The following is a 12926-nucleotide window of genomic DNA, read 5'->3' on the forward strand; positions in this document are numbered from 1 at the left end:
CAGTAACGGAGGTGGGGCTTAATTTGTTTGGGTGGAGCGTTCGAGGTTCATGTTCGACAAGATCCTGATTGCGAACCGGGGCGAGATCGCGTGCCGGGTCATCAAGACCGCCCGGCGCATGGGCATCAAGACGGTGGCCGTCTATTCCGATGCCGACCGGGACGCCTTGCACGTGGAGATGGCCGACGAGGCCGTCCATATCGGCCCGGCGGCGGCCGCCCAATCCTACCTCGTCATCGAGAAGATCATTGAGGCCTGCAAAGCCACCGGTGCCCAGGCCGTCCATCCCGGCTACGGCTTCCTGTCCGAGCGCGAGGCTTTCCCGAAGGCGCTGGCCGAAGCCGGCATCGTCTTCATCGGCCCCAATCCTGGCGCCATCGCCGCCATGGGCGACAAGATCGAATCGAAGAAGGCCGCGGCCGCGGCCAAGGTCTCGACGGTCCCAGGCTATCTCGGGGTGATCGAGGGGCCGGAGCAGGCGGTGACCATCGCCGACGAGATCGGCTATCCGGTCATGATCAAGGCCTCCGCCGGCGGCGGCGGCAAGGGCATGCGCATCGCCTATTCCGCGGGCGAGGTCGCCGAGGGCTTTGCCCGTGCCAAGTCGGAAGCGGCAAGCTCCTTCGGCGACGACCGGGTCTTCGTCGAGAAGTTCATCACCGATCCGCGCCACATCGAGATCCAGGTGCTCGGCGACAAGCACGGCAACGTGATCTATCTCGGCGAGCGCGAATGCTCGATCCAGCGACGCAACCAGAAGGTCATCGAGGAGGCCCCGTCGCCGCTCCTCGACGAGGCCACCCGCCGCCTCATGGGCGAGCAGGCCGTGGCGCTGGCCAAGGCGGTCGGATACGACAGTGCCGGCACGGTGGAATTCGTGGCCGGCCAGGACAAGTCGTTCTACTTCCTCGAGATGAACACCCGCCTGCAGGTGGAGCACCCGGTGACCGAGATGATCACCGGCATCGATCTCGTCGAGGAGATGATCCGTGTCGCCGCCGGCGAAAAGCTGCAGATCTCGCAGTCCGATGTGAAGCTCAACGGCTGGTCGGTGGAAAGCCGCATCTATGCGGAAGACCCGGTGCGCAACTTCCTGCCCTCGACGGGCCGCCTCGTCACCTACCGTCCGCCGCAGGAGGGCGAGACCGACGGCGTGACGGTGCGCAACGACACCGGCGTCTACGAGGGCGGCGAGATCTCGATCTATTACGATCCGATGATCGCCAAGCTGGTGACCCATGCGCCGACCCGCCTGCAGGCCATCGAGGCCCAGGCGACGGCGCTCGACGCCTTCGCCATCGACGGCATCCGCCACAACATCCCCTTCCTCTCAGCCCTGATGCAGCATCCGCGCTGGCAGTCGGGCAAGCTCTCCACCGGCTTCATCGCCGAGGAGTTCCCGCAGGGGTTCAAGGCGCCGGCGCCGGAGGGTGATGTAGCCCTGCGCATGGCCGCCGTCGGCGCCGCCATCGATCACCTGCTCAACGAGCGCAAGCGGCACATTTCCGGCCAGATGCGGCAGGCCTCCAGCGTGCAGTTCGACCGCGAGCGCGTCGTGCTCTTAGGTCAGGAACGCCATGAGGTCGTGATCGAGGATATCGAGGGCGGTTTTGCCGTCGTCATCGACGGTCAGGCCTGGCCCATCGTCTCGGGCTGGCTGCCCGGCCAGCCGGTCTGGACCGGTACGGTGGGCGGCGAGGAGATCGCCGTCCAGGTGCGGCCGATCCTCAACGGCGCGGTTCTCTCCCATGCCGGCGCCTCGTCAGAGGTGCGGGTCTATACCAGGCGCGAGGCCGAGCTCGCCGCCCTGATGCCGGAGCGGCTGGAGGCGGATACGGGCAAGCAGCTTCTGTGCCCGATGCCGGGGCTGGTGAAGGCGATCAACGTCTCGGTCGGGCAGGATATCAAGGTGGGTGAGCCGCTCTGCATCGTCGAGGCCATGAAGATGGAGAACGTGCTGCGCGCCGAGCGCGACGGCACCATCTCGAAGATCCACGCCAAGGAGGGCGACAGCCTCGCCGTCGATGCGGTGATCATGGAGTTTGCCTGAGGGGAGCGTCACCAAGCCCCCATTGTTCTCTTGGGAGTAGAGGTCAGCGCCATGCTCTTTTAGTTCAGCGCTGAGGCTGCCGCAGCGATACCTCTCCCCGGTGGGGAGAGGTCGAGCGCAGCGAGGGTGAGGGGGCACAGGTCCATCCGGATAAGGCGTAACCCCTCACCCGCCGCGCTGGCGCGCGTCGACCTCTCCCTCAAGGAGAGGTGAACCAGCGCCTCGCCTGGCGAGGGCATCAGCTTTTTGCCGGACTCTCACGATAGGCCATGAGAAGGTAACAGAGACAGCCCATGCCCCTCTACTTCGCCTATGGGTCCAACATGGACCAAGCCGCCATGCTCCAGCGCTGCCCGGCCTCGAAGCCGGTCGGCATCGGGCGGCTGATGCGCCACCGCTTCATGATCTTCGAGGAAGGCTATGCCTCGGTGGTGCGCGATCCGCAGCGCGCGGTCTGGGGCATGGTCTGGGATCTGGCGCTCGCCGACGTTCCGTCCCTCGACCGCTACGAGAGCCTCTCGACGGGCCTCTACAGCAAGGTCGTGCAGCCGGTCGTGACGGAGCGGGGGCCGCGCCGGGCCGTGGTCTATATCGGACGGAGCGACAAGCCAGGCACACCGCTTCTCGGCTACATGGAAGGGGTGGTGGAAGCGGCCCAGCATGCAGGCCTGCCGGCGGACTACATCAAGAGCCTCGGCATCTGGCTGCCCAGGACGCAGAACTCGGCTCCGGCCGCGCAAGGTCCCAAGGTCCGGCCCCTCTGGAACGCTCCCTCGGGAACGATCCGAAAGACCCGCTGAGACCATCCTCCGAGCAGGGTGGACCCGCAGAACGGGGAGCGTATCATCCAGACCCTCGACGACGAATATGCCGAACGCTACAGGGATGCCCGCCACACCCACCGCTGAGGACAGATGACCGAAAGCCGTAATGTCCATGTTCTCATCCAGGGATTCGTCCAGGGCGTGAGCTTTCGCGCCTGGACGCAGCACCAGGCGCAACTCCACGGACTTTGCGGATGGGTCCGCAACCGGCGCGACGGCGCGGTCGAGGCGGTGTTTTCCGGACCCGGCAATCTCGTCGACATCATGCTGAAAGCCTGCCACGAGGGACCAGCCGGATCGCGGGTGGATAGGGTCGAGGTCATCGAGGGGGATCCGCCGGGGGGCGAGCCTTCGGGCCGGTTCGAGATCCGGGGAACGGTCTAGCACTACAGTTGCACCTTTCGTTTGCGATGTGAGGCTTGCGCCATGGCCTGATGCGCTCGTCGCCACGCGGACCAGGCGATCACGAAGGCAGGCTCGATCCGGCGCTGCTGGAGACGTGTGGCGACCCGGCGGATTTCCTGGACAGACCAGCATACCAGCGCTGCAGTCGGGCTTCGTCGTTTCGTTTTTGGGGTGAGGTAAGGCGGTTGGCGTGCTCACGCACCACCGTCATCATGGCAAACGCCAGCATCACCAGCGACACATGCCGATGCCAACCGTGCCACGAACGCGTCTCATTGTGCGTCAGCCCCAACTCCGTCTTCGCGGTCTCGAACGCATCCTCAATCGCCCAGCGCTGGCCCTCCACCCGCACCAGGGTCTCCATCGGTGTGCCGGCCGGGCACCAGGTTGAGAAGAACGCCAGATCCTGATCGCTGATGCTGCGCCGGATCAGCAGGCCGCGCGTCCACAGGCCGGTCAGCGCCTCGTTGAATTCCTCGGCCTCGAGATCGGCCAACGCGACATAGGCCCAATCATACAGGCGCGGCCCCTTGGTGCCGATCCCGGCCGACAGACGCTGCCAGGTCTTGGGAGCAAGCCCCTGTGCAATCGTCGCGGCCGTGCCGGCCACCGGCGGGCTCTTGTCCCAGGAATTGAAGCGGTCTGTGGCTTGAACGCCCAGCACGTAACCCTTGCCAGCTCGGCGCAGCTGCATGGCCAGGGCCCCATAGATGGTGTCGGTGGCCACCCACTCAAACGGTACGCCGGCCGCCAGGGCCCGCTCGATCATCGCGGCGGCGATCTGCGGCTTGGTGACGAAGCGGATCGCATCGGGCACGTGAGCCGTGGCCAGGCGCTCGGGCTTCGTCGTCCAGTCCTTGGGCAGATAGAGCTGGCGGTCGATCAAGGCGCAGCCCTTGTCCGACGCGTAAGCGGCAAACACGCCGATCTGGCAGCTGGCAATCTTGCCGGCTGACCCAGTGTACTGGCGTCCCACCCCGCACGAGTTCTGCCCCTGCTTGAGAAAGCCGGTCTCATCGATCACCAGTACCGCTCCGGGAGAGGCGAGCGTCTCGAGCGCATAGTCGCGCACCATGTCCCGCAAAGCATCCGCGTCCCAGTGGCTGCGCCCGAGCACCGCCTGCTGGCGCCATGGTCCCGGATCACCGGCGGCTTCCGCCCGCATCCAGCCGGTCTTGCGCCGCTCCGGCCCGAGCAGACCGTCGAGGAAGGCGGCCGCAGAGGCCGCGACACTGGGATGAGCAAACTGGAGTTTGAGATCAGCTTTGACCTGACGCAACTCCACACACCAGAGTTCGAGCATCTGCTCGATGGCCACGCCTGACATGGCAGCCTCCTGTATCAGATCAGGAGGTAATTAGGGCGCCTGTGCAGCGTGCAACTGTAGTGCTAGAGCTCTGGCGGCTCACCGCCATCGATGGGGCCGCCGGCCTTCTTCCACGCGGTGAAGCCGCCCTGCACATGGGCGACGGGCTTCAGTCCCATATCCTGCGCCGTTGCGGCGGAGAGCGCGGAGCGCCAGCCGCCCGCGCAGAAGAACACGAAGGTCTTGTCCTGGGCGAAGACCGGCTTGTGATAGGGGCTTTCGGGATCGACCCAGAATTCCAGCATGCCTCGCGGGCAATGCACGGCGCCGGGCAGGCGGCCCTCGCGCTCGAGTTCCCTCGGATCGCGCAGATCGACGAACACCACGTCCTCGCGGCCGTGCAGGGCGATCGCGTCGGCGGCGGGCAGCGTCTCGATCTTGGCATTGGCCTCGTCGAGCAATGTCTTGTAGCCGCGGGTAATGGTCTGAGGCATGGATGGTCTTTCCCCTATGAGCCCCTCAACAAACTGGGCATGATGGTGGTGGAGTCAACGGGAGTTCACGGGTGCTGGGTTTCACCAATCTCGATTTCGTGGCGCTGGCCTTCTTCCTGATCGCGTGGCTCGGCTACCACGCCACCGTCGAACTCACGCCGGCGGGTCAGAGAAGCCTCAACAAGATGATGAACGGGTACCGCTATCGCTGGATGGAGCAGATGGTGGTGCGCGAGAACCGGATCGTCGACACCACGATCATGGCTTCGCTCATGAACGGAACCGCTTTCTTCGCCTCGACATCGCTGATCGCCATCGGCGGCGTGCTGGCGCTGCTGCAATCCACCGACTCGGTCCTGCCCGTCTTCGCGGACCTGCCCTTCGGCCCACCGCCGACGCGATTGGCCTGGGACGTGAAGGTGGTGGGTCTGGCGGTGATCTTCGTCTATGCCTTCTTCAAGTTCGCCTGGTCGTACCGGCTGTTCAACTACATGGCGATCATCGTCGGCGCGGTGCCGGTGCTGCGGGAATCGAGCCGCGAGGAGGCGCTTGCTGTCGCGCGCCAGGCCGGAGCGATGAATGCGGTTGCCGGCAAGCACTTCAACCGCGGCCAGCGCGCCTTCTTCTTCTCGCTCGCTTATCTCGGCTGGTTCGTGAGCGCGTATCTCTTCATCGGGGCGACAGCCGGTGTCCTTCTCGTCATGTGGCGGCGCCAGTTTTTGTCGGACGCCCATGACGCAGCCATGGGCCGAAACGATGTCTAGGAACGCAACGCCTGAGGAATTGGAGACCGCCATGCTCGCTCTTCTCGAGGAGCGCGGCCCGGGCAAGACCATCGGGCCGGCGGATGTGGCCCAGGCCATCGGCGGCAATCAGCCGGACGGATGGGGGCCGCTCATGCAGCCGGTCCGAAAGGTGGCGGTGCGCCTCATGAAGGAGGGACGCATCGTGATCCTGCGGAAAGGACGCCCGGTCGATCCCGACGATTTTCGCGGCACCTACCGGCTGGCGCTGCCACCGGAAGCAGAGACCTGAAAATGTCGCCCCATATTCGGCACCGCTCCGAGCCCTCATCCTTCGAGACGCAGCTGCGCTGCTCCTCAGGATGAGGTGAGAAATTTACGAGCCGGACTTTTAAGAATCGGGAAAGAGCCGCGCCGTGCGTCCGGTGACGTAGTATCCGATCTGACCGGCCCATTCCTTCGTGCCGAGATCCAGCCGCCTCAGTCCCTCCGAGACGAAGGCGAAGGGGCGGTGCGTATTCCGACCTCCGCCGGTGCGGAAATCGACCGGGTAGGGCGTGACGGGAAACGCAGCCTTCTCGAACACGCCGACCGCGCGCGGCATGTGCCAGGCGGAGGTCACGAGAAGCCAGCGCTCGCCTTCGCGGGGCTTCGCCAGCTCGCGCGAATAGATCGCGTTCTCAGCCGTGGTGCGCGAGCGATCCTCCACCAGGATGCGCGCGGGATCGATGCCAACGCTCTTCAGATAGGCGGCAACGATGGGGGCTTCCGCGGCCCCATCCCCGAAGACAGTCCCGCCGCCGCCGGAAATGAGGATGCGGGCCTTCGGATAGCGATGGGCGAGCTGGATCGTGTCGAGTACGCGCTCCGCCGATTCATTGGAGACGATCGTGCCGCGGGAGGCCGAATCCGCCGCCTCGACGGAGCCGCCGAGCAGAACGATCCCGTCGACAGGCCTGCCGTCGTCGCGGAAAGGCGGAAACCGCTCTTCCAGCGGGGTGAGCACATAGCTGGCGATGGGCGACAGGCCGAGGGTGATCGTCGCCAGTGTCATGGCGATGCTCAGGCCGATGCCGAAGGGCCTCACCTGCTTGAAGAGAGCGAGCAACAGCCCGAGGAGAATGAGGCTGACCAGAAGGTTGGATGGCGTGGCGAAGAACCACGCGATTTTCGAGAGGGTGTAGAACACCGGCTGTCCTTACTTTTGAGTCCTGACGACCTCCCGCAAAGCTCCACCAAAGCCCTCCTCCCCCTTGTGGGGAGGAGTTGGAGGTGGGGGTGTTGGCGCCAGACCTTCATAGGCTATCGCTCACACCCCCACCCTTGATCCCTCCCCACAAGGGGGAGGGAGAATGCGCCTGTGCTTCATGGCGCGCGGGATGAGGACATATAAAGCGCTGCCGGCTTACGCCTTGTTCAACTCCGCCTCGTAGCGGGCCTTGGTCTCGGCGTTCGGCGGATACAGGCCGGGGAGGGGGACGCCCCTCTCGACCTCGCGCATGACCCAGAGTTCGTAATGTTCCTGAGCCACCGCGGCCTTGGCGACCTCTTCCACCATGGCGGCGGGGATCACCACGACGCCGTCGCGGTCGGCGACGATCACGTCATCCGGGAAGATGGCGACGCCGCCGCAGCCGATGGGCTCCTGCCAGCCGACGAAGGTCAGGCCGGCGACGGAGGGAGGAGCCGCCACGCCCGCGCACCAGACCGGCAGGTTCGTGCCCTCGACGCCGACCGCATCGCGGATCGCGCCGTCGGTGATCAGGGCGGCGACGCCGCGCTTCTTCATGCGGGCGGTGAGGATGTCCCCGAAGATGCCGGCATCCGTGACGCCCATGGAATCGACCACGGCGATGCAGCCTTCCGGCATGTCCTCGATGGCGGCGCGGGTGGAGGTGGGGGAGGCCCAGGATTCCGGCGTCGCGAGGTCCTCGCGGGCGGGTACGAAGCGCAGGGTGAAGGCGCGCCCGACCATCTTGTCCGTGGCATTGAAGGCCGGCATCGGCCCCTTCATCCAGCAGCGGCGGACGCCCTTCTTCAACAGCACGGTGGTGATCGTGGCAGTGGAGGCGGCCCGCAGGGCATCGGCGATGGTCTTGTCGAGGGTCATGGCTGTTTCCTGATGGTGCGACCTGGGGTTCATAACGGGTCGACCGAATGAGCGCCACCTCAGAGTCCGGCTCATCAATTGCCGACATTTCACGCTGAGATGCCGAGATCTTTTCCCTCCCCCTTGTGGGGAGGGCCAGGGTGGGGGTGCCGGCGCCAGACCTTGATAGGCTATCGCTCACACCCCCACCTCCAACTCCTCCCCACAAGGGGGAGGAGGGCTATTCACGGACATTGCCTGCCGCTCATCAATCGCGATCCGGCGCTCCCGGCGGGAAGAAATGGCGGTAGGGCCGAGCCTCGTCGACGGCCCGCGCGAAGGACGGGCGGGCGAGGAGTTTTTGTCGATAATCCCGAACCCGTGGATAAGCCTCGCCGACCGGATGGACCCAGTCGGCATAGAACAGCGACGGAGCCGCCGCACAATCGGCGGCGCTGAACGATGCTCCTGCCGCCCATTCGCGCCCGGCGAGCGTCTTGTCGAGCCAGCCATAGGCCCTGTCGAGCATCGCTCGCGCCTCGGCGACGCCGCAGGGGTCGCGATCCTTCTCCTGGCGGATGCAGTCGAAGACGATCTTCTGCATCGGTGTCATGACGTAGTTGTCGAAGAAGCGATCCATCAGCCGCACGTCGAGGGCTTCCTTTGGATCCTGCGGAATCAGCCGCACCGGGCCCGGATGATAAAGCCCCAGATGCTCGATGATGACGATGGCCTCCATGATCGTGCGGTCATCGTCCACGAGCACGGGAAAGCGCTTGATGGGCCAGAGCGCCTCCAGCTCGGCATCGGTGCGCTCTTCGCCGAGCATGCGATACGCGAACGGCGTGCCGTTCTCGTACAGCGCGGTCAGCACTTTCTGGCAGTACGAGGAGAAGGGATGGGCATAGAGCTTCAGGGTCATCGGGGCCTCGCGGCTGGCAATCCGTTCCTAAGTGTAGATGGTTTCGCGCGAACGGAAAGGACCGCCGCGATGACGGCGGTCGACTCGGTCATTAATCGGTTCAGCCCGTCTTGGCGAACAGCTCGCGCCCGATCAGCATGCGCCGGATCTCGCTGGTGCCGGCGCCGATCTCGTAGAGCTTGGCATCGCGCAGCAGGCGGCCAGTCGGGTAGTCGTTGATGTAGCCGTTGCCGCCGAGCAGCTGGATCGCGTCGAGCGCCATCTTGGTGGCGTTCTCGGCGGCGAAGAGGATGGCGCCGGCGGCGTCCTCGCGAGTCGTCTCGCCCCGGTCGCAGGCCTTGGCGACCGCATAGACATAGGCCTTGGCCGCATTCATGGTCACGTACATGTCGGCGACCTTGCCCTGCACGAGCTGGAACTCGCCGATGGCCTGGCCGAACTGCTTGCGCTCGTGAATGTAGGGCAGCACCACGTCCATGCAGGCCTGCATGATGCCCGTGGAGCCGGCCGCCAGAACGGCGCGCTCGTAATCGAGGCCGGACATGAGCACGTTCACGCCCTTTCCGACATGGCCGAGCACGTTCTCCTCAGGCACCTCGCAATCCACGAAAACCAGCTCGCAGGTATCGGAGCCGCGCATGCCGAGCTTGTCGAGCTTCTGGTGGGTCGAGAAGCCCTTGAAATCCTTCTCGATCAGGAAAGCGGTCATGCCGCGGGGGCCCGCCTCCGGATCGGTCTTGGCATAGACCACCAGGGTGTCGGCAGTGGGGCCGTTGGTGATCCACATCTTGTTGCCGTTGAGCACGTACCGATCGCCGCGCTTCTCGGCGCGGGTGCGCATGGAGACCACGTCGGAGCCCGAGCCCGGCTCGGACATGGCGAGCGCGCCGAGGTGCTCGCCCGAGATCAGCTTGGGCAGATAGCGGCGCTTCTGCTCCTCATTGCCGTTGCGGCGGATCTGGTTTACGCAGAGATTCGAATGAGCGCCGTAGGACAACCCGACCGAAGCGGAGGCGCGGGAAACCTCCTCCATGGCGATCACGTGCTCGAGATAGCCGAGGCCCGTCCCGCCGTATTCCTCCTCGACCGTGATGCCGTGGAGGCCGAGGTCACCCATCTGAGGCCAGAGATCGCGCGGGAAAACATTGGTGCGGTCGATCTCCTCCGCCCGCGGCGCGATCTTCTCCTGCGCGAAGTCGCGCACGGTCTCGCGGATAGCCTCGGCGGTCTCGCCGAGATCGAAATTGAAGCCCTTGGCGGCGTTCGGCAGCATCATCGTCCTCCCACTTCCATTCGGCGTCCCGCGATCCGGAAACGCGACGGAGCATGTTTTGTCCGACCATTTTGGTCAGCATTGCTGTCCTTATCAAGGCCGGATCGTTCGGGAAAGAAAATGGGCGCTTTTCCCGAACCAGCAATTGGTCGGAGCGATCAAAACAAAAGGCTCCCTCGCGGCGGGTGGGGAGCCTGATTGCTCGAACCGGAAAAGCGGACTACTCGTCGATGCTCGCGGTCTGCACGGCATCCATGTTGCGGCACACGCCCCGCGGTCCGAGGCGTCCGTGGTCGCGGGGATCGCAGGCGCTCTGGACGAACATGCGCCACTGGTTCTCCGTGCCGTAGAAGGTGTTGCGGTCCACATCGCCCCTCACGCCCGGCACCCGGCCGGTGGTCGTGAATTGCCAGAAGGTCCAGCGGCGGTCGTTGTAGCGCACTTGGGGCTCGGCCGCGGTGCTGCGGATCCAGTAGGGATAATCGTTGTACTCGCCTTCCAGGATTTCCTTGTGGAAGGTGATGTCGGTGTAGATGATCGGCCGCTTGCCCGTATGCGCTTCCATCTCGCGCAGCATCACGTCGATCATGGCGAGTGCCTGCTCGCGCGGCACCTTTTTGGGACAGTTCACGGACTGGCCGTTCCACTCCACGTCGAGAACCGGGGGGAGGGCGTCCGGATCCTGCGGCACGTTGCGCTTGAACCAGGCCGCCTGCTCATGGGCCGGGCGGCACCAGAACACGAAATGGTAGGCGCCGCGCGGCACGCCGGCCTTCTTGGCCTCCCACCAATTCTCGTGGAATTTGCTGTCGATGTGATCGCCGCCCTCGGTCGCCTTGATGAAGGCGAACTTGGTGCCGGCCTGGCGCATGGCAGCCCAGTCGACATCGCCCTGCCATTTGGAAATGTCGACGCCATGGATCGGCAGCCGGTGGGCGGTTGCGACACCTTCGTGGGGACGGGCGTCGCCCTTGGTGGGATAGCGGCTCGCCGAGGGCAAGACGGCGCAGGAGGCGAGCCCCAGCGCGATCGCGGCGAGCGCGCCGAACCGGGCAGCCTGGACGAATGTCTTCAGGCCGGAACTCTTGGAGCGGCTGGAGGAGCGGCGTCGAGTCTTCATCGGTTCAACTGTATTGTACGCAAAACGGGACCGCACCAGAGATGCCGGAAGAGCGTTAACAGGCTCTTACGAGCGTGGCGCGACTCGAGCTTACAGATGAAACCAGGCCGTTGCGATACCTAAAAAGGCAAAAAAGCCGACGATATCCGTGATGCTGGTGACGAAGGGTCCCGACGAGACGGCCGGGTCGACGCCGAACCGGTTGAGGGTCAAGGGGACGAAGATCCCGCCGAGCGCCGCGAAGACCAGCACCGTGATGAGCGCAAGGCCGATGACGATGCCGAGCTGTGGGGATTGGAACCACAGGCCGGCCAGGGTCCCCAGGATGACGGCGAAGACCAGCCCGTTGAGCAGGCCGACGGCCGCCTCGCGGCGGATGATGCGCCAGGCATTCGCGCGGCCGAGCTCGCGCGTGGCAAGGGCGCGGACGGCGACCGTCATGGTCTGGGTGCCGGCATTGCCGCCCATGGAGGCGACGATGGGCATCAGGATGGCAAGCGCCACCATCCGTTCCAGGGATTCCGAGAAGAGCCTGATGACGCTCGCGGCCAGGAAGGCGGTGCACATATTGGCGAACAGCCAGGGGAAGCGGCTTCTCTGGGTGTAGAGGACCGTGTCCGAGAGCTCTTCGTCGGACTTCACGCCGCCGAGCTGCTTGATGTCCGCATCGGCCTCTTCTTCGAGAACGTCGACGATGTCATCGACGAGGATGACGCCGACGAGGCGGCCGGCATCGTCCACCACGGCGGCCGAGACGAGGTTGTAGCGCTCGAACAGGCGCGCGACCTCATCCTGCTGCTCGGTCGCCTCGACCCGGTCGGGCTCGGCGTTCATGACGTCCTGGATGGTCACCGGGCGCTTGGAGCGCAGAAGCCGGTCCAGAGGCACCGAGCCGAGCAGGTGGGCGGCGGGATCGATGACGAAAATCTCGTAGAAGGTTTCTGGCAGGTCCTCGGTCTCGCGCATGAAGTCGATCGTCTGCCCGACAGTCCAGAATGGGGGCACGGCGATGAACTCGGTCTGCATGCGCCGCCCGGCGCTGTCTTCCGGGTAGTCGAGGGAGCGCTGGAGCGCGACGCGCTCGATGGCGGGCAGCTGGTCGAGGACTTCCGCCTGTTCGTCTTCCGGAAGGCTCTCGAGGATGGTGATCGCGTCGTCGGAATCGAGGTCGCGCACGCCCTCCGCGACAGTGGCGGTCTCGAGCTCCTCGAGGATCTCCTCGCGGACCGCCTCGTCCACCTCGGTGAGGGCGGCGAAGTCGAACGACGTGCCGAGAAGCTCGATCAGGCGCGGGCGCTGATCGGGCTCGAGTGCTTCGAGGAGGTCGCCAAGTTCGGATTCGTGGAAGTCTTCGACGAGCTTCTGCAGGCGCTCGACCTCCGAGGCCTCGATGGCATCGGCGGCGGCGGCGAGGAATTCCGGATTGAGCTCGCCTTCCTCGTCCCGGAAGGCCGGGGTTTCGGTTTCAGGCCCATCGGGCGTCGGAAGCGGCGTCTTGTCTTCGACTTCCAGCATCAGCCGTCCTCTGAAGGTGGGTTGCCCGCCTTTTAGGTGCGCATGCCGGTCCACGCAATGCGCCCAAAAGACTTTGTCGAGGAATTCGTTTTCGCCGATTCTGCCAGCTACGGGTGAGGGTTCGAAGTGCCGGAGCTGTGGGCAGAAATAGCCAACAAAAAAGGCCCCTTGAAGGGGCCTTTTTC

Annotated in this window: 13 protein-coding genes; 5 read left to right on the plus strand and 8 right to left on the minus strand. The window is 65.2% G+C overall.

Going from position 1 to position 12926, the window contains the following annotated elements; all coding sequences use genetic code 11:
• Nucleotides 1-49 precede the first annotated feature (49 nt).
• The 3 genes from BB934_RS21370 (at nucleotide 50) to BB934_RS21385 (ending at nucleotide 3258) form a co-directional block, all read left to right on the plus strand.
• On the plus strand, nucleotides 50-2050 hold the full coding sequence (locus BB934_RS21370; protein WP_099511430.1) for an acetyl-CoA carboxylase biotin carboxylase subunit: 2001 nt from the start codon (nucleotides 50-52) through the stop codon (nucleotides 2048-2050).
• A 293-nt stretch (nucleotides 2051-2343) separates the two neighbouring features.
• A complete protein-coding gene (locus tag BB934_RS21380; protein WP_099511432.1) occupies nucleotides 2344-2850 on the plus strand; it encodes a gamma-glutamylcyclotransferase family protein in 507 nt (168 codons plus the stop codon).
• 114 nt (nucleotides 2851-2964) lie between these two features.
• Nucleotides 2965-3258, plus strand: a complete 294-nt coding sequence (locus BB934_RS21385; protein WP_099511433.1) for an acylphosphatase — start codon at nucleotides 2965-2967, stop codon at nucleotides 3256-3258.
• A gap of 79 nt (nucleotides 3259-3337) precedes the next feature.
• Here BB934_RS21385 and BB934_RS21390 read toward each other — a convergent pair whose 3' ends face one another.
• Together BB934_RS21390 and BB934_RS21395 are read right to left on the minus strand one after the other, a co-directional pair.
• Nucleotides 3338-4606 carry an IS701 family transposase gene (locus tag BB934_RS21390; protein ID WP_237050040.1) on the minus strand — a complete coding sequence of 423 codons (1269 nt, stop codon included), beginning with the start codon at nucleotides 4604-4606 and terminating at the stop codon, nucleotides 3338-3340.
• 62 nt (nucleotides 4607-4668) lie between these two features.
• Nucleotides 4669-5079, minus strand: coding sequence for a rhodanese-like domain-containing protein (locus BB934_RS21395; protein ID WP_099511434.1), 411 nt, complete (start codon nucleotides 5077-5079; stop codon nucleotides 4669-4671).
• A 71-nt stretch (nucleotides 5080-5150) separates the two neighbouring features.
• On the opposite strand from BB934_RS21395, the gene BB934_RS21400 reads away from it, so the two are divergent.
• Both BB934_RS21400 and BB934_RS21405 read left to right on the plus strand, forming a co-directional pair.
• Nucleotides 5151-5843, plus strand: a complete 693-nt coding sequence (locus BB934_RS21400; RefSeq protein WP_173909482.1) for a DUF599 domain-containing protein — start codon at nucleotides 5151-5153, stop codon at nucleotides 5841-5843.
• Entirely contained in the window at nucleotides 5836-6114 is a 279-nt protein-coding gene (locus tag BB934_RS21405; protein ID WP_099511435.1) for a DUF3253 domain-containing protein, read from the plus strand. The genes BB934_RS21400 and BB934_RS21405 overlap by 8 nt, the downstream gene beginning before the upstream one ends.
• 99 nt (nucleotides 6115-6213) lie before the next feature.
• Here the strand turns inward: BB934_RS21405 and BB934_RS21410 are convergent, their stop codons facing one another.
• From BB934_RS21410 to mgtE, 6 genes are all read right to left on the minus strand, one after another.
• Nucleotides 6214-7011 (minus strand): YdcF family protein, encoded by a 798-nt coding sequence (locus BB934_RS21410; protein WP_099511436.1) that lies wholly within the window; start codon nucleotides 7009-7011, stop codon nucleotides 6214-6216.
• A 216-nt stretch (nucleotides 7012-7227) separates the two neighbouring features.
• Entirely contained in the window at nucleotides 7228-7932 is a 705-nt protein-coding gene (locus BB934_RS21415; RefSeq protein ID WP_099511437.1) for a ribonuclease activity regulator RraA, read from the minus strand.
• A gap of 247 nt (nucleotides 7933-8179) precedes the next feature.
• Nucleotides 8180-8833 (minus strand): glutathione S-transferase family protein, encoded by a 654-nt coding sequence (locus BB934_RS21420; protein WP_099511438.1) that lies wholly within the window; start codon nucleotides 8831-8833, stop codon nucleotides 8180-8182.
• Between the two features lie 100 nt (nucleotides 8834-8933).
• A complete protein-coding gene (locus BB934_RS21425; protein ID WP_099513101.1) occupies nucleotides 8934-10106 on the minus strand; it encodes an isovaleryl-CoA dehydrogenase in 1173 nt (390 codons plus the stop codon).
• A 220-nt stretch (nucleotides 10107-10326) separates the two neighbouring features.
• Nucleotides 10327-11226: a glycoside hydrolase family 25 protein gene (locus BB934_RS21430; RefSeq protein WP_099511439.1), complete on the minus strand. Its 900-nt coding sequence runs from the start codon at nucleotides 11224-11226 to the stop codon at nucleotides 10327-10329.
• A 90-nt stretch (nucleotides 11227-11316) separates the two neighbouring features.
• On the minus strand, nucleotides 11317-12741 hold the full coding sequence (gene mgtE / locus BB934_RS21435) for a magnesium transporter (protein ID WP_099511440.1): 1425 nt from the start codon (nucleotides 12739-12741) through the stop codon (nucleotides 11317-11319).
• Between the last annotated feature and the right edge of the window lie 185 nt (nucleotides 12742-12926).

The sequence above is a fragment of the Microvirga ossetica genome (assembly GCF_002741015.1).
Taxonomy (GTDB): Bacteria; Pseudomonadota; Alphaproteobacteria; order Rhizobiales; family Beijerinckiaceae; genus Microvirga; species Microvirga ossetica.

Bases quoted from the DNA above. Each gene is read 5' to 3' on its own strand.
- BB934_RS21370 (WP_099511430.1), top strand. From the start codon at position 50: ATGTTCGACAAGATCCTGATTGCGAACCGGGGCGAGATCGCGTGCCGG.
- BB934_RS21380 (WP_099511432.1), top strand. From the start codon at position 2,344: ATGCCCCTCTACTTCGCCTATGGGTCCAACATGGACCAAGCCGCCATG.
- BB934_RS21385 (WP_099511433.1), top strand. From the start codon at position 2,965: ATGACCGAAAGCCGTAATGTCCATGTTCTCATCCAGGGATTCGTCCAG.
- BB934_RS21390 (WP_237050040.1), bottom strand. From the start codon at position 4,606: ATGTCAGGCGTGGCCATCGAGCAGATGCTCGAACTCTGGTGTGTGGAG.
- BB934_RS21395 (WP_099511434.1), bottom strand. From the start codon at position 5,079: ATGCCTCAGACCATTACCCGCGGCTACAAGACATTGCTCGACGAGGCC.
- BB934_RS21405 (WP_099511435.1), top strand. From the start codon at position 5,836: ATGTCTAGGAACGCAACGCCTGAGGAATTGGAGACCGCCATGCTCGCT.
- BB934_RS21415 (WP_099511437.1), bottom strand. From the start codon at position 7,932: ATGACCCTCGACAAGACCATCGCCGATGCCCTGCGGGCCGCCTCCACT.
- BB934_RS21420 (WP_099511438.1), bottom strand. From the start codon at position 8,833: ATGACCCTGAAGCTCTATGCCCATCCCTTCTCCTCGTACTGCCAGAAA.
- BB934_RS21425 (WP_099513101.1), bottom strand. From the start codon at position 10,106: ATGCTGCCGAACGCCGCCAAGGGCTTCAATTTCGATCTCGGCGAGACC.
- BB934_RS21430 (WP_099511439.1), bottom strand. From the start codon at position 11,226: ATGAAGACTCGACGCCGCTCCTCCAGCCGCTCCAAGAGTTCCGGCCTG.
- mgtE (WP_099511440.1), bottom strand. From the start codon at position 12,741: ATGCTGGAAGTCGAAGACAAGACGCCGCTTCCGACGCCCGATGGGCCT.